The organism is Marinoscillum sp. MHG1-6, assembly GCF_024714475.1.
Lineage (GTDB): Bacteria > Bacteroidota > Bacteroidia > Cytophagales > Cyclobacteriaceae > JAMZMI01.
In genome coordinates, this window is record NZ_JAMZMI010000001.1 from 268,604 (window position 1) to 292,426 (window position 23,823).

Genomic DNA, 23,823 nt, shown 5'->3' on the forward strand with positions numbered 1-23,823 from the left:
TCTAGTTTAGTCCTGTTATTTAGACGTCAAATCTGAACAAAACTTGTAGTACTACCATAAAAAACTCCGTTTATGTTCAATAAAAAAGGCGACCAATATGGCCGCCTTTACCCCTCAATCATGATACGAAAAACTTATCCTTTAAAAAGGCTTATTGCCACTCCGCCTGCTCTGCATAAATTAAAGTCAATAGAAGAGGTGCTGTTAACAGTAACCTCCTCTATTGTATAGCCAGTTGGGTTGTCTATGTAATCGGCATCATCTGAATTTCTATAAATCACCGCCTTGTATGTTGTTCCTTCAGGAAGGAAATCAAAATTTATTGTTGTGGTACGAGCCTCCTCATCAGTAATTGCTCCAACAAACCAGTTTTCAGTACCTCTTTCTTGCCTCGCCACCGCCAGGTGATCTCCAATCTGTCCACTCAACACTTTTGTTGTTTCCCAGTCGGTAGGTACATCCCGTATAAACTGTAGCGCCGGATGCCCTTCATAGTTTTCTGGTAAATCGTTGGCCATTTCCATGGGTGCGTAGATCACCAGATACAAAGCCAACTCTCTTGTAAGGGTACTCCAAACCTGCTCTCCAGGTCTTGTTTTCACCTTGATATCAAACACACCTGGTGTATAATCAAAGGGAGCTGCCAAACATCTTGTAAATGGCAAGATCGTCACATGGTCAGCCCTGTTTCCACCCATCGCATTATATTCCTGACCTCTGGCGCCTTCTCTCGAAACCATGTTCGGGTAGGTTCTTCTTTTTCCTGTATCCTTAATCGGCTCATGAGCAACGATCATCGTCTTGTGTTTAGCTCCCGTTTCAATAACACGTTGAAAATGCTGAACAAAGGCCTGTCCATGATGATAAAGCCCATTTGGTAATGTGTCCCCATTTTCAACATATCCTGTCTTAACGGTCTTCAATCCATAGTCGGACAGGTATTTATAAGCGTCGTCCAATTGTGCATCATAGTTATCGATATCCGCACCGGTCTCATGATGACCAATGATATACACACCCTTGTCAGCGGCATACTTACTTAGCTCATCGATATCATAATCCGGGTAGGGCTTGGTAAAATTAAATTTGGTGCCACCGCCCATCCAGTTGCCATCCCAGCCATAGTTCCATCCTTCAACCAGCACGCCTTTGAATCCATTCGCAGAAGCGAAATCAATGTATTTCTTCACATTGTCAGTATTCGCCGCATGCTTTGGCCCCTGATGCCAGGTTCCAATGTTTACAAACATCTCCCACCAAACACCAACATACTTACCTGGCTCAACCCACGATACATCACCCAACTTATTAGGCTCGTTAAGGTTTAGCACTGTATAATTGGTCATTAAATCACCAGCTGATTTTCCCATTAATATCATTCTCCACGGCGTGGAAAATGGTGCAGATAAGTAAGCCTTTGTAGGGTCAGTGGTGCTGTAAGGAACAAGGTCACATTTGAGCTTGGTGGTTCCATTCCCAGTCAATACCATACTTGAGTAATTTGTTAGATCAGCCTCGTGTATAGCCACATACGTATTACCCTCCATAGTTACAGGAGTGTGGATTTTATTCAGCTCGCTAATCTTATTTTTAGCATATTCATACTCATAGCGATTGCCGCCAAAAGCGGGAATCCACCAGGCATCCTGATCATTGGCCATATTGAATTCTGTAAGTTCATCCACTACCTTAAAATCCTTAAGCCCTTCCTGCTCAGGGAACTCATAGCGAAATGCCAGGGCATTATCAAATGCTCTGAAAATGACTGCCACTTTAACACCTTGTTCATTAGCCAGTTCGACTCGAGTCTCGTTATAATTATTGCGAATTAATCGCTGCTCGCCCCAGGGTTGCTCCCACGTTTCATCAAACGAAGATTTGCTAGATGATAACACGCTTAGGCCATCATTAAGGGAAATTCCATCACCAAGTTCAAACCCTAAATAAGAGGTATCAATCACTGCTGAACCAGTGAATGAAGAAGTGTAATAGGGCCTTCCGTTTTGATCAAGGCTGAAATTAAAAGTAACTGTCCCATTGGGTGAAGCCCCAATAAAATCCTCGGACTTAAGTTTTTGGTTACATGAAAGCGCAATGATTGAAATTGCAACGGCTAATATTAAGTTTTTCATTTCTCTGTTTATTGTCTGGTATTGATTTGATCCAACAGTAGCACCACGCTACTATTGGGACTAATGATTATTTCTCTATTTAAATCTGTTGTGTTTCCGTTGATGATATCGGTGCCTTTTCCAGCGCTACCTATCAACTCTTCAATTGATTCAGGCAGAATGGTGGCTTCGGATTCGCTGTTGTTCATCATGACCAAAACCGATTCTTCATCTGTTTTTCGCATGTAGATGTATACATTATTCGTTGGGATCAAATGCTTAAGCGCACCATTTCGAAGTGCTTCACTTTTCTTTCTAAACCTCAGGAGCTTCTGTGTATGTTCGAAAGCCTCCTTTTGTGCCCCTGATAATTCGCTCACATTGAAAGCATTTAAGCTATCTCCTTCCCATCCTCCCGGAAAATCCTCTCTGATAATCCCGTGAGGACCATGTCCGGCCATCAAAATCTCATCCCCATAATATAACTGTGGTATCCCTCTGGTTGTTAGCAGGAAGGTGAGTGCCAGTTTATACTTGTCTAACCTTTGATCCAGATTATGATAGAGCCTGTCCATATCATGATTGCCGGCAAAAATGGTATTGGAGAAAGGCTCATCGTACACAAAATCCTGGCTGAGCACATCATAGAGCCGACGAACATCTCCCTCTTTACCGAAAGCCTTATGAATCGAGAAGCATACAGGGAAATCTGTGATACTGGTAAGACCTGAGTTGAACTCTGAACTTTCACTGCTGCGCTTTGACCAATAGGCTTCCAATGACACATCATTCACCCATGTTTCTCCCAGCAAATAAAACCCCGGGTACTCCTCCAAAACGCGATCAGCCCATTGCTGCATTACTTCCGGCTTGTTGTAGGGATGAGTATCCATTCTGATGCCATCAAGTCCGGCGTACTCAATCCACCAAATACTGTTTTGAATCAGGTAAGTAGCCATGAAAGGATTATCATGATTGAGGTCCGGCATAGACGGAACAAACCAGCCTTTTTCCATTTTCTCAATATCAGAAGCTGCAGCATACGGATCAGAGTAGGCGGATATGGCATAATTGGTAACGCCGCTACTCTCATAGTCATGAACCCAGTCCTTAAATGGCTTGTCTTCCATCCATGAATGACTTAAACCGCAGTGATTGAAAACCATGTCCATAACCAGTTTCATATCCCTACTATGTAGCTTATCTGAAAGTGACTTGTACTGCTCATTGGAGCCAAACCTGGGATCTGTGAGATAAAAGTCGGTGATCGCATATCCATGGTATGAATATTCAGGCATATCATTTTCTAACATTGGACTTATCCACAATGCCGTCACACCCAGTTCTTCCAGATAATCTAAATTGGAGATAATACCATTAAGGTCTCCTCCATGACGTCCTCCTCTGAATGACCGATGACTTACCTCACGCATTCCTTCCACATCATCATTACCGGGATCACCATTAGCAAATCGATCTGGTGTAATCAAATAAACAGCGTCTCCATTATCTACCGTTTTGATTTTTCGGGAGGTTCTTGCCGTCAATTCATAGGCAATTTTCTCCTTATTGCCTTGCTGATTGATAGTAATTATATCTATTGTTTGAGGTTTGATTTCATCTTCAAGGACCAGATCAATGAAAGTATAATTGGGGCTGTCACCTGATGTTTGTTTTACCAACTTCACACCCTTTCCTTTCACCTCTATGGTAGAAAGGCCGATATTTTCCCCTTTGATCATTAATTGGAGATTTTCATTTGCCATTCCCGCCCACCAAAAGGGTGGCTCCACGGAATAAGTAGAAATTTCCTGGGCAAAACTGCCCAGGGATGTTATAGCTGTTAAAAGGACCAAAAAAATCTTTTTCATCTTGATTGTCTATAAATGGTTCAATTTCCAATGATGAGAACGCATGGTTTGACACTGGAACCATCCAATCTTAGGATATACAGTCCACGGTTCAGGGAGCTTATATCAATCTTTTTATCGGGACCCACCAAAGCATGTAAAACAGCCCTGCCGGATTGGTCATAAATACTCACGCCTTCAGATATTTCAGCTTGCGGTATCACCACCCAATCAGAAGCCGGATTAGGGTATATTGACAAGTTTGAATTGTCATCCAGACTTAGCGGTACGGCCTTTCTCAGAGGAATCTCCATAAAAATATCTCCTCCACTCACAATGTAGCCCCCGGTGATGTCTCCTTCAGGTCCTGATCCTTTTGCATTGCCAGTTTCATCCCTAAACACAATTGACATCCAATACGCATCATTAGCAATGCTATAATAATCCGCCGGCGTGAAGGTAATTTCCCACAGATTAGTGCCTTCTATATTAGTCATTTCACCTACTCCATCATCAGCACCCCAAGTACCAACTACATTAGACCATTCATTACCCGTAGGAGTCAATACCACCCCGGAATGCATATAAATTTTTGTTGCATCCACCAAGCCTCTGTTGCCCAATCCTGCATTGAAAGTAATGGTTATCTTATTATCGACAGAAAACTCAGATGGCGTGATTGTAATCAGCTCACCCTCGGGTTGAATATCCAGAAAAATCATTTCATCCCTAAATCCATAACCCAAATTCGTGTTACTCGCATCTCTGAAATACATCCCGATCCTAAACATATCGGTGCCATCAGCCACCGAGAAGTAATCCCTCGGAGTAAGTGTGATTTGCCATTTATCAACCTGGCCATCCACCTTAGTCATGATTCCTACACTGTCATCAGCCAAGTTTCCGACAATATTTACCAGGTTCTCTGAATCGTACCCATCAGTCACCGCGCCTGCATGCATGTATACTTTTTCTGCTCCAACCAATCCTGCTGTTCCCAGGTCTGACGCTTTGGTGGCATCAAATGTGATCGTAATTTCATCGCCCGCAAAGAATGCCGTTGGGTTAACGGTGACAGGGTTTTCGTATACTTTGACATAATCAGGAAATCCGTCAGAAACCTTGATCGAAGTATACACATGAAATTCTCCTGGTTTAAGAGTGATGGTTGCATTTACATCGGCTACATCAACCTGCTCACCTGAAAAATAATCGAACCACGCCCCAGTCTTCGTAAAGGCCGGATCAATGTTTCCTGACTCTAAACCAAAGTTTCCTATTACACATACGTCCATAGTTGGGTGAGCAAGTGTGAACTTCTTTAAGTTTCCACCAAGATCACTGGTCATTATTGCGGTTCGAATAACGACAGGATAATCATTCCTCAATTTCAAAATTGCCGCAAAGGTGCGATACAGGTACTGTCTTGCTTCATCTTCATAAAGACCAAGATTTCCGTCACCCCAAGGGAGTGGCTTTTCTGCCAGTCTATTGATATAATTGATACTCAAATTATAACCTAACTCACCGAATTGCCAGATCATTTTAGGACCAGCTTGCAACAATAGAAATGCGGCGCCCATTTTATATCTCTCCAATGCAGCGAGTTCATTTCTAATATCATAGTTACCAAGAGATTGACCTTCTGTCTCCATATAATAGGCCATACGCTCCTCATCGTGACTTTCCATATAGGTCACATGCGTTTTTGCATTAGATCCGGACAGGTTTCCACCAGTTCCCTTCAAAGCATTTCCGTAATCATGGCCTTTACCTCTCCAAAGTAACATTCCATGGCCTGCCAACACCGTTTCCTCACTTCCTTCAGCAAAATGTTCTAAAATCACATAGGCTTCCGGAGTGCGGCTCCATATTTCGGTAGCCATTCTTTTTAACAAGTCTATCCGACCCTGATCATATTGACCCCATGCTCCAACATCATTACCATAATCCGTTTGGGTAAATCCCTTTGATAAATCAAAACGGTAACCATCAAAATGATATTCTTCCAGCCAATAGTGATTAACGCTGTCTACAAAATTTTTCGTGTATTGACTTTCATGGTTAAAATCAATTCCAACATTGAATGGGTGTTTCGCCACTGGATTAAACCAGGGGCTAGACGCACTGACGGTATTGTTGGACTCATCCCAATACATTTTGACCATGGAATTTTGAGGATAAGCATGATTCAATACCATATCCAAGATCACAGCCATTCCGTTTTGATGGGCTGTTTCAATAAATTTCTTTAAATCATCTTTCGTCCCATAATATTTGTCGGGGGCGAAGTAATAGGATGGATTATATCCCCAGCTAGAATTAGCTTCAAACTCCATTATAGGCATCAATTCGATCGCATTGACACCTAGGTTTTTCAGATACCCAATGGTATCAATCAGGTCATTATAACTTCTTGATCCTAAAAAATCTCTTATTAATAGCTCATAGACAACCAGCTCATCTTTTCTTGGAGCCACCCAGCTATCCTCGCTAGCTGCCCAGGTATAAGCTGTTTGAGCAGTTTCGAAAACACTGGCCACTCCATAGCCAGTTTTATCATAGGTAGGAATATTAGGAAATACTTCAGCAGATATATATTGGTCATTCCATGGATCAGCCACCAACTCAGCGTATGGATCACCGACTTTAACTACTCCATCAACCCAATACTGAAACACGTACTGCTGTCCCGGTGTCAATCCGGTTAATTCAATCCAAAAAAGCTCTCCATCAGGAGTAACATTCATGAGGTATGCATCAGAAAGCTCCCAGTTATTGAAATCTCCTACCGCATAAACAAATTCTTTTCCTGGTGCTTCTAATGCCAGGGTTACTTTGGTGTCATCTGCACCATAATTAATTCCTTGAGTGATTCCTGCTGGTAATGCGGCTACAGAATTTGACGCACGCAAAGTCACATCTACCGTACGAGCCGATGAGACCGCCAGTCCATTGATTGTGGCATCAACTCTTACCTCTACTGACCCTGAAGATACAATTGGATGATTATAACTAATAGTCGTTCCTGAGGATACAGAGGCTTTCTCAACGTCATTAACAAAAACTTTCATACTACTCACAGAAGCTGAAGCTTTCGCCTCTATTGGCAGAGAACTTCCAGTCTCTACGAAAGCAGTACTTGATGAGGGTTTAAGGATATCAATATAAGCGCCTATATCCAGGTCAACGTAAATATCACCTCCGGCACTTATCTCACCAAAACTATAGGTTCCCTGTGTTCCCTTACCCTCAGCAGATCCATCCGCATTTCTAAAGACCATGGATAGCCTAAAAGCATTGGTGCCATCAGGAATGGAATAGTAGTTCTTAGGCGTAAGTGTAATCTCCCATTTATCTGTCTGACCCGCAACAGCCGACATTTTACCAACACCATTATCCTGACCCCAATCGCCAACCACCAGGGTCCAATCAGTACCATCGGGTCCTGAACTAACGACACCGGAGTGCATATAAACGCTGGATGCTCCCACAAGTCCCGCAGTTCCTTTCGAGGCATCAAAGGTAATGGTGATTTCATCCGTAGGGCTAGCCTGTGATGGGCTAATGGATACAATGCCCTCTTGAGAATAGGCATACTGAAAAACCAGTATGAATAATAATGATAAAATTCTATTTGCTAATCGAATCATTTTTGAGAAGTATTTTGATGAAAAGCGGGACTCAGGTCCCGCTTTTCATCATTATATTAAAATTACTACTACTACTTAACCTATCAGTTAATGGTATAGGTATAACCATTAACCGGGTCCAAAGTCATAGTTACCGTGTAGGTTCCGGCGGAAACCGCAATGTCTGAACCTCCTGCATCAAGAGATCCGTCTGCTCCAGAGTCTCCATAGTTAACATCCCAGCCATCGTTCTCACGGAATTTGATAAACCCGTTACCTAAGGTAATATCAATGGTCCAGGTATAGTTTCCTTTAGTGGTAGAAGTAAGTGCCATATCGGTATCAGCACCCCAGCCACCTGGCGTAGCATCCCCAATAACACCCCAGTTTGAAGCTGTAACTGTGTATGTTCCACTAACAAAATCTACATTGATTCTATAAAATCCGTCTCCAGCTACATCTACATTGCTCTCACCCTCTTGTAACAGATTACCAGTGGAGCCATCAGCACCCCAGTCACCAGCCCAATCCTGAATCTCCAGAAATTTGAATCCGTCACCCGCTGTTAGATAAGAATAGATCTCAAACTGGCCTAGACCCTTTTTAATGAAAGGAATAGATGAGCCAGGATCCCAACCAGCTACTGTTCCACCACCTACTAGATAAAGATTGTCTGGGTATGGATATCTAACAAATGTAATTGAGTACTCAAGCGTTTCGTCATTGAATGTTACAGAGTAGTAGGCATCCTCAACGGAATTAGGTAGAACAATGTTAGAACCAAATGCGTCAGCAATGCTGTCAGGCTCATTGTCCCCATAGTTGTTACCCATAAAATACGGACTTTCAGAGAACTTAAAGCTATCTCCCCCCTTCAATCTAATTTCATCAAGCTCCCAAAGATTATTGTCGGTTTGATTGAATCGGTAATCACTTCCTTCAAAGCCATTGAAAGATCCTAAAAGATACAAATCTGTAACGTTGGCTTCTAAAACAACTGCCTGAATAACTTCATATTGTAAAGTTGCATCGTTGAAACGAATTGTCACTAATCCAGAGAAACCACAGTCTGTATTTGGACCTCCTCCGGTTGCATTTTCTGCTACTCCATCACAATCAGCGTCACCCCAATCCTGGTCACTCCAATCTGTGGTGTTTTTCAACTTCCAAGAACCACCGTCTAAGGTTACGTTTTGAATTTCCCAGGTGTAGTCATCGACAAGCGTAAGGGCATCTGCTCCCCATCCGTTGAAACCACCAGCAAGGTACATTTCACTATTGTTAGATGGGAATTCCTGATCGGCCAGAATAAAGGAAATAGTCTTTGTATTAATCTGATCCTTAGTATCGATAGCAACCACTTTAAAAGTATAGTCGCCTGCTGTCAGACTCGTAACATTGATTTCGTTTCCCTCAAGGATCATAGAATCAAGAGTTCCTGTTAAGTCTTTCGTCTGCGAAAACACAACTGCGGAATCTGCATCCAAAAGATAAATCTCTGCCTTGGCCAATGGAGAAGCAGCCGCATCATAAAAGAAAGCTTCCACTTTCATTTTAGCCTTGGCCACGGTGGCACCCTCGCCAGGACTGAATTCAATACCCGGGGCCAGATCCGTCAACTTACTAATGTCTCCACGAGAGAGCTCGTCCTGCTGGCAGGAGAACAGCGCAGCCCCCATTGCCAACATTATTGAAAATATTTTGATTTTTTTCATTTCTAATATGTTTTGTTATAGGGTTGGTTTAGTAACCTTCATTTTGAGTCAACTTCGTATTGGTCAGTAGATCCGTAGAAGGAATTGGATAAAGGTTGAAATGCGTCGAGGTCTCTTCACCTGCGGCAACGCCACCTTTCCACGGCCAAATACCATTTTCTGTGAATTGTTTAAATCGAATCAAATCGGTTCTTCTATGTCCTTCCCAGTACAGCTCCCGACCTCTTTCGTCCAAAATGAAATCGGCAGTCAATTCACCGCTCAAAATGTTTCCGCTTGCATCTCCGTATGCTCTTTCACGAAGCTCATTTACATAGCCTGTAGCAGTCGCAACATCACCTCCTGTTCCTCCTCTGACTACTGCTTCGGCATACATAAGGTATACATCAGCTAAGCGGAAGAATGGAAAATCTGTATCTGGATGAGTCTGATGAGAACCGTTTTCACCAGTAGATGTTATGTTCACGTATTTCGGGACTGCATAACCGTTAGTAAACTCAGAAATCTCAGAAATTTCCTTAGTCTGACCGTCAGTCCAAAACAAGGCTCTATTGTCACCTACAGGAAAAAGATCTACAAGACCTGATGTGGCTCTAAGACCCCACCAGCCGCCGGTAACCCCATAGTCCGTTGGTGTCATTGATCCACCAATAGATGCGTTAACCAAGTAGGTCGTTCCTCCCCATGTTCTGGTATACAAACCATCGAAGGTAGCCGCAAAAATAATTTCCTTGGAAGTGTGATTATCGGCCATGAAATTCAACTGGTAGTTACTTTCAATTTCGAAGGCACCAGACTCAATGACTTTCTTACAAGCCGTGATGCATTCTGTCCAATGAGCTTCACCAGTATATACTTCTGCGTTAAGGTACAATTTGGCTTGAAGCGTCCACAAGGCAGCCTTATCCGCTCTTCCGTACTCATTGGTACCAGCATCAGGCAATTCACTTTCTATTTCATTCAACTCCTGTTCGATAAAATCAAATAAAAACTGTCTATCTACTTGTCCAGGAATGGTTCCAACGGGATCCGCCTCTGTTGCAAATGGAACGTTACCAAACATATCCAAGGCATGCCATAGACTAAAAGCCCTAATAAAACGCGCCTCAGTTCTATAAGTGGCCACTTCAGCCTTCTGTTCATCAGTGAAACCCCTCTCATCCAACTTGCTGTCTGAAGCAGCCCTCAGAAATTCATTGGCTAATCCAACCTGATAGAAAATCCTGTAGTACAGTCCGGCTACAAATTCATTTTGATCATCCCAAGTCTGTAAATTCAGGGTAAATAAGGTACCATCGGACCAACTGATTACCGCTTCTTCCGTTGGTAATTCCTGTAGTTGCCAGTATTGTCTCAAATACTGAGAGAACCCCTCATCTATACCGCCGATGTCACCAGAACCTGCAGGACCACTTTGTCCCGAGGTGGAATATCCGGCATAGAGCTTCGCTAGGAATTGCTTATATGCCAGTTCATTCTCCAATATATTATTTTCTGTTGACGTGGTTCTAGGAAGCACCTCAACATCGGTACAAGAAGTCATCACGACCGCTGTACCCATTATGATCATTAATAATAAATTCTTCATTTCTTCTAATATCTTTTGGTTTAGAAAGTCACGTTAAGCCCGAGAACTGCTGTCCTTGATTTTGGATATGGGTTACGATCTATCCCTCCAAATACTTCCGGATCCAAACCAGTGTATTTTGTAAATAATAACGGGTTTTGCAAGGTGCCATAGAACCTAACCTTCATATTTGGCAAGGTGTTGATGTTATATCCTAAGGTCACATTGTCAACCCTAAGGAATGAAGCATCTTCGATGTAGGCATCCGAATAATACTGCTCAGTTACATAGCCAGTTTGAAGCACGGATTTATGAAGGTTCACCACATTTGGACCCACACCTCTCACATTGTCCATGTACCCATAGGCAGAAGCCATGTTGTTATAAATATGCTGGCCAAGATTCGCTCTTAAGGTAAAATTCAGATCGAAATTCTTATAACTTGTGAATGACGTCAGACCGAAAATGACAGATGGATCTGGCTTTTTGTAAATGATCAAATCTTCACTTGATATTTGACCGTCTCCATTTTGATCCACATACAGTTCCATTGGGTCTCTTGGATTGCCAAACTCATCTGCACCATATACAGGGTTACCATCTTCTCCTTTGATCGTTTCATAAACATAGAAGCTTCTGGTTGCCTCACCCAGTCTCAACATTTGGATGGTATTCCCAACACCTCCCATAATGCCTCCAACAGGATATCCTTCAAAATCGTCAGGCTCTGTTTTGCTGTAGCCAGTTACCTTATTTTCATTGTATGAAGCGTTAAATGACACATTCCAGCTCCAATCTCTATTATCGAGAACAACTGTATTCACTTGTAGCTCAATACCCTGATTCTGTAGAGAAGCAGAATTGGATAACAAACGGTTAGTCAGGTTTGACAATGCTGGTACCGAAACAGAGGCTAACAAATCGCTGGTTGATTTACGATAGACCTCCACAGATCCCGAAATCCTACCTTGTAATACCCCAAAATCAACCCCAATATTGGTAGACGTGGTCTCCTCCCACTTAATGAAACTGTTATAACCATTAGGTCTCAATGTATTGTAATAGGTATCACCCATTTGAACCATAGCAGTTTGCGCACTCAAACTGTAGCTAGCCAAATATTGATAATTTGCGATCTCCTGGTTTCCAGTCACACCATAACCTACCCTTACTTTAAGGTCGGAGAAGATACCCGTAGCGAAATCCATAAAATTCTCATCTAGCAATCTCCATCCAAGGGCCATTGATGGGAACCATCCAAATTGATTTTCAGGTCCAAACTTCGAAGAACCGTCTCTTCGTAGGTTTAAAGTCAAAAGGTACTTGTCATCAAAAGAATAATTGATTCTTCCAAAGTAAGAGACAAGTCTATTCTCCTGGTTGGATGAAATTGGCTCTACTTCCTTGGCATAAGGAGCACTGTAAAAGTCAAATTCATCTGTAGTTAATCCATATGCACGGTAGCCATAATAATCTGAATTAAAGTCCTGTACCTCATGACCTACCTGTACGTTGATTTTACTTTTGATCGACTCAATCTCCTTTTCGTAGCCCAGAATTCCTGTGAATGTCGGATTGAACCTACTCATGTTTTCAAACCTCAATTCACCAGCCAGAGTATCTTGTCTTGCCTGAGAACGTAAGGTAGTAGGCAAGTATCGCTTACGATCTCCATTGTAAGCATCTACACCTAAATTCGCCGAAGCACTAAGCCCAGGAAGGAATTTAGGCTTATACTCAATTTTAAAGTTTCCTAAGTTCCTCATATACTCGCCAAAGTCCTGCGATTGTAACAGACTTGAAACAGGGTTACTTGGCCCCTGACCCATAACAGGATACTCGAAGAATCCGCCTAGTTCAGTATTCGTGGTATCATATACTGGTTGTGTTGGGTCATAGGTTTGAGCCCCCCCAATGATACCATCATTAAAACGATCTTTGGTCAACGCCGAATTAACATTGGCACTCACCTTAATCTGATCATCGTAAAAGCTTTGATCATACTTGAAAGAAACTGAAATACGCTCTGTATTTGAATTCTTAATAATTCCCTCAATGTTCTGATAACCTAATGAAAGTCTTACACCGCCATTATCTATACCAGAGGTAAAGCTCAAATAGTGATTTTGACCCATAGCAGGACGCAAAACCTCATCCATCCAATTGGTATTTGCATTACCCATTCTTTCCAACAATGATGGGTCATTGGCTTGAACGAGATTCCTCAACTCATCTCCGGTTAACATATCATACTCTCCAGCCATTTCAGCCATGGAGAAATACCCATCATAAACCAGTTTCGGTTTTTGGAGAGCTGAACCACTTTTAGTTGTGATAATCACCACACCATTGGATCCTCTGGACCCATAAATAGCAGCGGCTGAAGCATCCTTTAATACAGTGATGTTTTCAATATCATTTGGGTTAAGGAAATTAAGAGGGTTTCGACCTCCCGAAAAGCCTCCTGGACTATGATTCGCATTCTGTACCAAAACTCCATCTACCACAAATAATGGCGCATTATTTCCTCCTAGAGCTCCGAAAGTTGACCCTCCTCGAATTGTGATGGACATACCGCCACCGGGCTCACCAGTTCCTTGCTTAATCTGTACTCCGGCTACTTTTCCGGAAAGGAGTGCCTCCGGAGATACAATGGCCCCTTTGTTGAAATCCTTCGCATCAACTGCCACGATTACACCAGTCACGTCAGCCTTATCCTGCTCACCGTACCCCACAACAACGATTTCCTCTAATTCCGAAATGGATATTCTCATTACAGGATTGATCACGCTTTGCGATCCTACTGGTATTTCCTGATCTTCGTAACCCACAAAAGAAAAGCTGATAACTGCGTCTTCATCTGCTTCTAATTGATAGTTACCGTCGAAATCGGTAATTGCACCCGTTGTAGTTCCTTTAATAAGAACCGTAACACCAGGTAAAGATTCTCCTGATTCACCATCAGTTACTTTTCCAGTGATCGTTCTGGACTGTGCACTTGCCGCCACGGTCAAGAGCACCATAAATAGCGTCAAAATCGATTTGACTTTGTGCTTCACAAAATGCGAAAGCATTAAGGTTTTGTAGTGTGTCTTCATAGAATTCTCTTCTTTAATTTCATTACAGAATTGTTGTCACCATATGACTTGTAGTAGACTTCGTCATACATCTCGATGCGATGGCATTAGACTGAATGCCGGGTTTCTGTTTTTTCAATAATTGGTTCAAGGGCATCATCACGATTTGGTTAGTTGTTAATAATTCAGTGATTCCGGATTATTTTGATCATTTATTAATAATGACCTCAAATCACATCCAACAAATATGGATTTGGCAATGCCTCTTATCGATAAGATTGACTCGACATTTAGTTAACAATGGCCGTAGAAAGGACGCTTCCTTTTTGGCTCGAAAAAAACCAAAAAATGCGTTTGAATTAAATAGAGGCTATTTTAGAGGTTAACAAATAGTTAACAAAAGTTTTACTTAACTACCTGAAAACGTTTGCAAATTTCAGCACAAACTAACCGTTTGTTAACTCAAAATTTCTGAAAAGGGTGTTGTATTGGCGGGCTAAATCGAATAGATAAACTCAGGGAGGCCCTGATTTCCTTCGATATTGATCTTCTTTCTGATTCGGGTTCGAGACACTTTTACACTTTCAGGTGAAATCCCCATAATCGAAGCGCACTCCTGTATACTAAGATTTAATCGAATCAACGCACAATGACGTAAATCCTGACCGGTTAACTCGGGGCATTTGGCCTTTAGTTTCGCGTAGAAACCCGTATATATTTGCTCGAAATAAAGCTTAAAATCTTCCCAATCCTTATCGAGCTTGAAGCTCTCATCTATCTGACGAATGGTCCTTCTTATATCAGCAGCAGCGGGACCCTCAGCCTTTTTGAGCAGCTTTTCCAGCTGGTGCTTCAGCGCCTGAAGCGTCTCATTCTTTTGAATGATGTTAAGTGCATGTGTTGTTATCTGCTTATTTCTATACTCGATCTGGTCCTGAAGCTGTGTTTCTTTTAATTGAAGATATTTCAGGTCAGCGTCGGTGAGTGCTTGTTGAGCTTTGTAAACCGCCTCACTTTTTTGAAGCAATTCCTCCTTCTGACCAATGATGTGTTTCTGCTGTACGATTATTTCATTTTTTTGCTTTTCAATCTCGGCCGTAGCCTGATCAATCAGTCGTTTCAGCTTCCTTTTTTGATTAATAAGGTGGTAATGATAGATCCTAATCGAAGACCATACAATAGTTACTGCCAGCAGAAAAAACAACATATATGACCACCAACGCATGTACCATGGACTTAGAACCCTAAATGAAATACTTGCTGGTTCACTCCATAATCCTCCCACAACTTTTGCCTGAACCTGAAAATAGTAATCTCCCTGGGACATTCCAACCAATGACAATATTTCATTGTGTGTAGATCCACTCCATTCCTTATTGATCCCTACAACACGTGTTTTATACTGAATTTCATTGCCTGTAAAGGTGATGCACCTGTATCCTATTTCAATATTCGATTGGTATGGGATGGTAAATCGACCTGAACTATTTAATAGTTTTACACCATTTACCAAAAAGCTTTCTATAATGGGAGAATGAGTAGATTCAGACTTAATCTTACTCATATCCAATTGGGCCATCCCTTTGGCGGTTGCTATTGTCAATATACTTTGGTCAATTGAAAACCCTCGTTGTTTTATCAGTTTCGATGGAAGTCCAGAGGAAGGTGTAAAATGCAAGGTTTGACCGTTTTCATAACGATACAATCCATTGTTGGTTCCTATCCATAAGGTGCTTTCAATTGCAACTATTGCCCTACATGAAAGGGACCCAGCTTCCGGAGCAAATTGAATGATGGTTCCGGAGTAAGAATTATCTCCTGTTGGTGTAAGGGTAATTACTCCCTCATTGGTAGCCAAATAAATTTGACCTTCACTAAATGCTATGTCCTCTACACGTATATTTTCAGATATATAAGTATCGAGAGAAATGTCTACAGGAATAAATTCATCAGATTTTTTGCTATCGTAGAAATAAAGTAATCCATCCTTTCCATTTCCGGAGGCAAAAATTTCTCCATTGGGCGCCTCCCTGAAGACACTCACAATAAAATCTTCGTAAACTTTTACCTGCCCTTTAGAATCAATTTTTACTGCATCTATCAAGGTGTTAGCCACCCAAAGGTCATCTCCTATCCCAATAATAAAATTGACCATGTTAAAGTCAATTTCTGGTTCAAAAATGATCTCCTCAGTACCGGTTAATAGATTCAACTTCGAAACTCTTCCAAGGTGATCTCCGTACCAAAGCTCTTGCCCCCTCAAAAACAGAGTAGTAAAAAACGCATCATCAACTGCCTTCAATAACTCCTTTGAGCCTGTGCAACAATCTTCCCGATAGATTTCTTCACCAGTGGTAAAAAACACATCTCTCTTTGAATTGATATCAAATGATTCGACCCTGTAAACCCCGGTTTCTCCAAGCGCCACAATTGGTCTTTGCTTCAGTAGCGCTATATCCTCTGCCCCTGCAACCCAGATCTCGTCTTCTTGTTCACTGTAAAAAATATCTACAACATCATTGAATTCAAGCACATCATACTTCTCAAGTGCTGGTTGATCCTTTTCAAATAAAAGACTATACAATCCACGATCCCATGTCCCTATCACTACCATGTCCTTAACCGATTCAACAGTGGAGATATATTTCGGTTCTTCGAATACTTCCAGAAGCTGAACTTGTTTGTCACTATCGACTTTTAGCATCATAGGGCCTTCATTACTACCTATCAGTAGCTTATCCCCATGGACCGCGGTGATAGATGTGAACTCGTTGTCAAATGGTAATTTCAGGTTTACGGTGTCCAGTTTATGGTTCGTATCATTCCAAACCAGAAACTGTCCATTGAATGAAACCATCCAAATATGACCAAAGGCATCTTCGGCAAATGAAAATGATCTATGATAATTGTTATTGATACCCAATACATATCGATTAAGGCCCTGATCATCAACCCTTACTATCGCATTTCCCTCACCAAACCACAATACCTCTTTGGAATCAACAAAGGTGGATTTTGTGTAGAAAATTTGATCCTCGAGATCCAGTCCAAAATATTTTAGAGGCTGAAAAATCACGGAGTCCCTCAAATTGATTATCCTTTGGACTCCTGAATCATGAATGACAATTAGGCCTCCATCAGGTAACTGAATAAATTTTTTTGCATAGAGGTTTTGAAGCCCATTTACATGGACATTTGCCCTTTTCCCATTGTAGGAAATCACTCCCAGGTCCGTAGCCAGCCATAGATATCCTGTAGTGTCCTTATAGATACCTTTTATTACATCATTGGCTCTTACATCCGGAAACGCAAAGTACTCATAGCCATCGAGTTGTCCCTTTGATTGCAAAAAGCTCAGGAAACAGACCACTACAATTAAGTACTTTTTCATCGCCAGACTTGATCTCATTATTAATCTTGGAAATATTCCTATGCAAGAATATAAAAAAAAGCAGGCTTTTGGCCTGCTTTCAATATCTAAGTGATCCCTTTTATTACAGGGTTCGTTTTACTTCTCTTTCTTCGAAACCTTCAATAATGTCTCCTACTTTAATATCATTAAAGTTTTTGATGGACACACCACATTCATAGCCATTTTTAACTTCGGCCACATCATCTTTAAAGCGCTTCAATTGGTTGATCTCTCCTGTATAAACAACAATACCGTCTCTAATCAATCTAACCTGATTGGATCTCTTCACATTACCCTCTGTAACATAGCATCCTGCAACTGTACCAATCTTAGAAATCTTAAAGACTTCTCTTACCTCGATATTACCAGTAATGACTTCTTCTGAGGTAGGCTCAAGCATACCTTCCATCGCATCCTTCACGTCATTGATAGCATCATAGATAATTGAGTATAGCCTGATTTCAATCTCTTCATTTTCCGCAGTTCTACGGGCTTGTGCAGATGGTCTCACCTGGAATCCAACGATTACCGCATCTGATGCTGAAGCCAGCAACACATCCGATTCAGAAATTTGACCCACCGCTTTGTGGATGATATTTACCTGAACTTCATCTGTAGACAACTTCAACAATGAGTCGGAAAGTGCTTCTACAGATCCGTCCACGTCACCCTTAACGATTACGTTAAGTTCCTTAAAGCTTCCAATCGCTAATCGACGACCAATCTCATCAAGTGTGATATGTTTCTTAGTTCTGATCGTCTGCTCTCGAAGAATCTGCTCTCTTTTAGTTGCAATCTCACGAGCTTCTCTTTCAGACTCCATGACATTAAACTTGTCACCAGCCTGAGGAGCTCCACTCAAACCAAGCATCTGTACCGGTGTTGATGGCCCCACCTCGTTCATCTTCTTCCCTCTGTGGTCGAACATGGCCTTCACACGTCCATAATGAGGACCTGCCAATACGACGTCACCAATTCTCATGGTTCCTGACTGAACCATCATGGTTGTCACATATCCGCGACCTTTATCCAACATTGCTTCGATTACTGAACCAACCGCTGCTTTATTAGCATTGGCTTTAAGTTCCAGCAACTCTGCCTCCAACAATACCTTATCAAGAAGGTCATCGATACCTTCTCCGGTCTTGGCGGAAACGTGCTGACACTGATATTTTCCACCCCAATCCTCTACAAGTATGTTGATATTGGAAAGCTCTTCTTTGATTTTATCAGGATTAGCGTTCGGCTTATCCACCTTGTTAATTGCAATAACGATAGGCACACCTGCCACCTGAGCGTGGTTGATGGCCTCTTTAGTTTGTGGCATGACCGCATCGTCAGCCGCAACCACGATGATTGCAATATCCGTGATTTTCGCACCACGAGCACGCATCGCTGTAAAGGCCTCGTGACCCGGTGTATCCAGGAACGCTATTCTCTTACCGGCCTCCGTCATCACATCATACGCACCGATGTGCTGAGTGATACCTCCAGCCTCACCAGCAGTTACTTTTGAATCTCTGATGAAGTCAAGAAGGGAAGTTTTACCGTGGTCAACGTGACCCATGATGGTCACAATCGGCGCTCTGTCCTCCAGGGTGCTTTCATCATCTTCAACTTCCACAACCTCAGTCTCATCATCCCCGGTAGTGAAGTTGACTTCATAATCAAATTCATCTGCAATAACAGTGATCGATTCAGCATCCAGTCTCTGGTTGATAGAAACGAACATCCCAAGAGACATACAGGTAGAAATCACATCGTTCACAGAAACGTCCATCAACGAGGCTAAATCACTTGCTGAAATAAACTCCGTAACCTTAAGGATTTTTGATTCTGCGTGTTCAGCTTGTAATCTTTCTTCCTCAGCTTCGGCCTTGGCCGATCTTTTATCTTTTCTGTATTTTGATCTGTTTCCTGATGCAGACCCTTTTCCACCACTTAATTTGGCAAGCGTTGCCTTGATCTTATCCTGGATTTCCTTGTCAGAAAGCTCCTCTGTCTTTCTACTATCCTTATTACCTCTACCTCGATTGTCTCCTCTTCCTCGATTATCTCCTCCTCCAGGGCTACGATCCGGACTGGCGCTGTTGATCCTTTTTCTAGGTCGCTTTTTCTTTCTATCCTTATCCTGATCAGACGACGCAACTGGCTTCGGCTTTTTCTCCTGCGGCAATTCGATTTTGCCAAGAACAGTTAGTCCTTTTAAAGAGTCAGCCTTGGCTTCAATAACCTTCTTGCTTTCATCAGCTTTAGGTTTTTCCTTTTCAGGCTCCGCTTCTTTTTCAGGTTGAGGCTTCTCTTCTAATTTAGGTTCCTCTTTTTTAGGTTCTTCCTTCTTCTCTTCTACCTTTTCAACCTCTTTCTCAACAGGTTTCTCTTCAACCTTCTCTACCGGTTTCTCTTCAACCTTCTCTACCGGTTTCTCTTCAACCTTCTCTACCGGTTTCTCCTCAACCTTTTCTTCCTCCGCCTTTACTTTTGGTTCTTCCTTAGGTGCAGGTTCTTCCTTCTTTTCCTCCGCCTGCTTTGGTTTCTTAGAAAACTGATCCAGATCAATTTTTCCAACCACCTTAGGTCCTTCCAGCTTTGTTTTGGAAGTAATCTTTTCTTCCTCTGAAGGCGCACTATTATCCTTGATCAGAATTTGCTCATCTTCAGACTCTTCTTTAGGCTCCGGAGCATTTTCGGATTTAATGACAAGATTATCCGTATGAGTCGAACCAATGGTCAACCCAGAAGCTTCCTCTTTATCCAATGCAGAGGATGCAAATTCCCTTGCCAAAAGAGTGAACTGCTCTTGAGTGATTTTAGAATTCGGGCTACTGTCTACCTCAAAACCCTTCTCCGAAAGAAAGTCGAGAATAGTCCCTCGCCCAACATTCAATTTTCGTGCGACCTGGCTTAACCGTTGAGTTTTTTCTTCTGCCATAAATTCCTTCAGCTGTTATAAAATATAATAGCGCTTATTCAAATTCCTGTTTAAAAATTTTCAGAACATCCTTGATAGTTTCCTCCTCAAGGTCTGTTCTTCGAACCAGTTCTTCCATCGTAAGTGTCAACACACTTTTCGCGGTATCTAAACCGATCCTTTTCAATTCATCGATGATCCAGTCTTCGATTTCGTCCGCAAATTCGTCAATATCTACGTCTTCGTCCTCAAAATCACCCAATTCTCTGAAAACATCTATTTCCAATCCAACCAGTCTTGAAGCCAACTTGATATTCTGACCTCCTTTACCAATGGCAAGGGATACCTGATCTGGTTTTAAGTAAACAGACACTCTGTCTTTTTCCTCGCTGATCTTCATACTCTGGATCTTTGCAGGACTCAAAGCCCGGGCAATGTATAGTTCCAGATTGTCGGTGAAGTTGATTACGTCAATGTTCTCATTTTGGAGCTCTCTCACGATAGAGTGAATTCTTGACCCCTTCATACCCACACATGCTCCTACCGGATCGATACGATCATCATAAGATTCCACGGCAACTTTAGCTCTTTCGCCTGGCTCACGAACAACATTTTTGATCGTGATCAGCCCATCATATACTTCAGGAACCTCACTTTCAAACAATCTTTCAAGGAAAGTAGGAGATGTTCTGGACAGAATGATTTTAGGGTTGCCGTTAACCATTTCCACACGGTGGACAATAGCTCTAACAGAATCTCCCTTTCTATATCTATCCTTAGAGATTTGTTCGTTTTTCGGTAGATGAAGCTCATTACCCTCTCCATCAATCAACAAAATCTCTCTGCTAAGAGTTTGATAGACCTCTCCAACGATGATCTCTCCAACTAATTCTTTGTATTTATCAAACAGGATATCCTTTTCAAGGTCCTTGATCTTTTGGATCAAAGTCTGTCTTGCAGTCATCACCGCTCTTCTTCCAAAGTCGATCAATTTGATCTCCTCAGAAACCTCCTCACCGATTTCAAAGTCAGGCTCGATTTTTCTTGCCTCCGACAGACTTATTTTATCGTGATCCCAGATATCCTCTGAGTTATCATCTACGATTTCTCTAAATCTCCAGATCTCAAGGTCACCACTATCAGTGTTGATGATAATATCAAAGTTATCATCCACCTTATACTTCTTGCGGATCATGGTGCGAAACACGTCCTCAAGGATCCTGATCATCGTCGGGCGATCGATGTTCTTGCCTCTTGCAAAGTCTGCAAACGAATCAATTAAAATCCCGTTATCCATATCACTTAAATGAAACTAAAACTTTTGCACTATCTATTTGATCAAAACTTATATCCTCAGATATCTCCTTTTTCTTTTCCTTAATTGTTAAAGAGATGCCTCCTTCAGTCACTTCGGTAAGCGCTCCCTCAATCTTCTTTCCATCCACGAGCTTCACCTTCAACGACCTACCAATATTCTTGCGATATTGTCTTTCGGATGCCAACGGCTGATCGATACCCACTGAAGTCACCTCCAGATGATATTTTCCACTTATTAAATCCCGCTCCTCCAACATGACAGCAAGCCTTCTACTCACAGAAACGCAGGCATCAATACTTACACCATTGTCCCCATCGAGGGCAATAACCAATCGTTGATTGCCTTCATTTCCCTTTAGATTCACCGCTACAATAAACAGCGATGGATCCTCAGAAATGAGGTCTGAAACATACGTTTCAACCTCTCGTTCCAACTTCTTCGAATCAACCATATGAATAATAAAAGAGGGGACTTGCGTCCCCTCGAACCTTAATTCTATATTTGTAACGCAAAGCTAAGAGAAAAAAAACTCAATTCAAATTAGATAATATAAACTATCGAATGGTTCACGTCCCGAACACATTCATAATTAAGGTATTAGCGTATGATCGGTAAACTGCGTGTGGTCAATTCACTGACCAAAGAAAAGGAAGTGTTTGAACCTCTTAACTCTCCCCATGTAGGCATGTATGTCTGTGGGCCAACGGTATACAGCGATGTTCACCTGGGTAATGTCCGTACTTTTACTTCTTTTGATGTGGTTTATCGCTATCTAAAATTTTTAGGCTATAAGGTGCGCTATGTCCGTAACATCACCGATGTAGGACACCTGCTTGATAACAGTGAAGAGGATAAAATCTCCAAAAAGGCCAAATTGGAGAACCTGGAGCCAATGGAAGTGGTGCAGAAATACACCAATGACTTTCATCGGGTAATGGAGCTATTCAACAATCTTGACCCGGACATCGAGCCTACAGCTACAGGACATCTGATAGAGCAGCTTCAAATGATTGACGAGTTGGTGGAGAAGGGATATGCTTATGAGTCAAATGGCTCCGTGTATTTTGATATTGAGAAATACAATAAAGAATATTCATATGGCAAGCTGAGCGGTAGAAAAACGGAAGACCTACTCAGCCAGACCCGCGAACTCGATGGGCAATCAGACAAAAGAAATCCATTGGACTTTGCTTTGTGGAAGAACGCCTCACCTGAGCATATCATGCGGTGGAAAACCAAATGGGGCGTGGGCTTTCCCGGATGGCACCTGGAATGTTCTGTAATGAGCACGAAATATCTGGGAGAGCAATTCGATATTCATGGTGGAGGAATGGACCTCAAATTCCCTCATCACGAATGTGAAATAGCGCAGAATGCCGGTACACATGGAAATGATGGAGCCAAATACTGGCTACACACCAATATGCTCACTGTAAACGGCACAAAAATGAGCAAATCATTAGGGAATAGCTTTTTACCTAAGGAACTGATAGCCGGAGACCATGAAATGCTGGACCGTGGCTATAGTCCGATGACCATCCGGTTTTTTATGCTTCAGTCTCATTACGCCAGCACCCTTGATTTCTCCAACGAAGCCCTAAATGCTGCGCAAAAAGGATATACCAAATTAGCCAATGGCTTGCGTTATGTTCAGGAAGTAGCATATCCCGAAGGTACTCAGGAGGCTCCTGATGAGAAGCAGATCAGCCAGATCAAAAAGATCTGCGAAAACTGTCATCATGCCATGAACGATGACTTTAATACTGCCTTGACCATAGGCCACCTATTTAACCTTCTGAAAAAATTCAACTCCCTTCAGACAGGGCAACTTCAGTTTGGCCAATTGGGTAAAGAGGTGTTTGATCAGATGAAAACCACTTTTCTCGGCTTTACTCAGGATGTTCTCGGACTCAGACTTGAATTGGACCTGAAAGGAGAAAAACTGGTAGACGTAGTGCTTACTGAATATAAAGCCGCGAAGGAGGCAAAAGATTATGAAAAGGTGGATGCGCTTCGCGCTGAGTTGAAACAACTGGGAATAGTTGTGAAGGATATGAAGAACCAGATTGACTGGGCGTTTGAAGAATAACTACAAGGCTCTCCCTGGGAGAGCCTAATGGAAATCTTACATCCACAAGACAACATAGGCCACTGTGAAAGCTACTGCAGCAGCAAGAAACACAAAGCCCTTCTTGTAATTTTTGTTTAATTCGTTCTTATCCATCTTATC

Annotated in this window: 11 protein-coding genes; 1 reads left to right on the top strand and 10 read right to left on the bottom strand. The window is 42.1% G+C overall.

What is annotated here, in order from left to right; genetic code table 11:
* Nucleotides 1–134 precede the first annotated feature (134 nt).
* The 10 genes from NXR94_RS01270 to rimP form a co-directional block, all read right to left on the bottom strand.
* On the bottom strand, nt 135–2,132 hold the full coding sequence (locus tag NXR94_RS01270; protein ID WP_258102745.1) for a glycoside hydrolase family 97 protein: 1,998 nt from the start codon (nt 2,130–2,132) through the stop codon (nt 135–137).
* A gap of 8 nt (nt 2,133–2,140) precedes the next feature.
* Nucleotides 2,141–3,982, bottom strand: a complete 1,842-nt coding sequence (locus tag NXR94_RS01275; RefSeq protein WP_258102746.1) for a glycoside hydrolase family 13 protein — start codon at nt 3,980–3,982, stop codon at nt 2,141–2,143.
* Nucleotides 3,983–4,002: 20 nt separating this feature from the next.
* Complete coding sequence (locus NXR94_RS01280) at nt 4,003–7,614, bottom strand: alpha-amylase family glycosyl hydrolase (RefSeq protein ID WP_258102747.1); 3,612 nt, start codon at nt 7,612–7,614, stop codon at nt 4,003–4,005.
* Nucleotides 7,615–7,697: 83 nt separating this feature from the next.
* The gene (locus NXR94_RS01285) at nt 7,698–9,308 is read right to left on the bottom strand and encodes a SusF/SusE family outer membrane protein (RefSeq protein ID WP_258102748.1); all 1,611 of its coding nucleotides are present in this window, start codon (nt 9,306–9,308) and stop codon (nt 7,698–7,700) included.
* Between the two features lie 28 nt (nt 9,309–9,336).
* Nucleotides 9,337–10,896 (bottom strand): RagB/SusD family nutrient uptake outer membrane protein, encoded by a 1,560-nt coding sequence (locus NXR94_RS01290; RefSeq protein WP_258102749.1) that lies wholly within the window; start codon nt 10,894–10,896, stop codon nt 9,337–9,339.
* Nucleotides 10,897–10,916: 20 nt separating this feature from the next.
* Entirely contained in the window at nt 10,917–13,973 is a 3,057-nt protein-coding gene (locus NXR94_RS01295) for a TonB-dependent receptor (RefSeq protein ID WP_258102750.1), read from the bottom strand.
* Nucleotides 13,974–14,448: 475 nt separating this feature from the next.
* Nucleotides 14,449–17,343: a triple tyrosine motif-containing protein gene (locus tag NXR94_RS01300; protein WP_258102751.1), complete on the bottom strand. Its 2,895-nt coding sequence runs from the start codon at nt 17,341–17,343 to the stop codon at nt 14,449–14,451.
* A gap of 103 nt (nt 17,344–17,446) precedes the next feature.
* Nucleotides 17,447–20,296 carry a translation initiation factor IF-2 gene (gene infB, locus NXR94_RS01305; RefSeq protein ID WP_258102752.1) on the bottom strand — a complete coding sequence of 950 codons (2,850 nt, stop codon included), beginning with the start codon at nt 20,294–20,296 and terminating at the stop codon, nt 17,447–17,449.
* A 34-nt stretch (nt 20,297–20,330) separates the two neighbouring features.
* The gene (nusA, locus tag NXR94_RS01310; RefSeq protein ID WP_258102753.1) at nt 20,331–21,572 is read right to left on the bottom strand and encodes a transcription termination factor NusA; all 1,242 of its coding nucleotides are present in this window, start codon (nt 21,570–21,572) and stop codon (nt 20,331–20,333) included.
* Between the two features lies 1 nt (nt 21,573).
* Nucleotides 21,574–22,026: a ribosome maturation factor RimP gene (gene rimP / locus NXR94_RS01315; RefSeq protein WP_258102754.1), complete on the bottom strand. Its 453-nt coding sequence runs from the start codon at nt 22,024–22,026 to the stop codon at nt 21,574–21,576.
* A 171-nt stretch (nt 22,027–22,197) separates the two neighbouring features.
* Here rimP and cysS point away from each other — a divergent pair, with 171 nt between their 5' ends.
* Nucleotides 22,198–23,682 carry a cysteine--tRNA ligase gene (cysS, locus tag NXR94_RS01320; protein WP_258102755.1) on the top strand — a complete coding sequence of 495 codons (1,485 nt, stop codon included), beginning with the start codon at nt 22,198–22,200 and terminating at the stop codon, nt 23,680–23,682.
* Nucleotides 23,683–23,823 lie beyond the last annotated feature (141 nt).

What these genes read in the sequence shown, in the direction of transcription:
- cysS (WP_258102755.1), top strand. Translation starts at nt 22,198, where the DNA reads ATGATCGGTAAACTGCGTGTGGTCAATTCACTGACCAAAGAAAAGGAA.
- NXR94_RS01290 (WP_258102749.1), bottom strand. Translation starts at nt 10,896, where the DNA reads ATGAAGAATTTATTATTAATGATCATAATGGGTACAGCGGTCGTGATG.
- NXR94_RS01300 (WP_258102751.1), bottom strand. Translation starts at nt 17,343, where the DNA reads ATGAAAAAGTACTTAATTGTAGTGGTCTGTTTCCTGAGCTTTTTGCAA.
- nusA (WP_258102753.1), bottom strand. Translation starts at nt 21,572, where the DNA reads ATGGATAACGGGATTTTAATTGATTCGTTTGCAGACTTTGCAAGAGGC.
- NXR94_RS01280 (WP_258102747.1), bottom strand. Translation starts at nt 7,614, where the DNA reads ATGATTCGATTAGCAAATAGAATTTTATCATTATTATTCATACTGGTT.
- NXR94_RS01295 (WP_258102750.1), bottom strand. Translation starts at nt 13,973, where the DNA reads ATGAAGACACACTACAAAACCTTAATGCTTTCGCATTTTGTGAAGCAC.
- infB (WP_258102752.1), bottom strand. Translation starts at nt 20,296, where the DNA reads ATGGCAGAAGAAAAAACTCAACGGTTAAGCCAGGTCGCACGAAAATTG.
- NXR94_RS01270 (WP_258102745.1), bottom strand. Translation starts at nt 2,132, where the DNA reads ATGAAAAACTTAATATTAGCCGTTGCAATTTCAATCATTGCGCTTTCA.
- NXR94_RS01275 (WP_258102746.1), bottom strand. Translation starts at nt 3,982, where the DNA reads ATGAAAAAGATTTTTTTGGTCCTTTTAACAGCTATAACATCCCTGGGC.
- NXR94_RS01285 (WP_258102748.1), bottom strand. Translation starts at nt 9,308, where the DNA reads ATGAAAAAAATCAAAATATTTTCAATAATGTTGGCAATGGGGGCTGCG.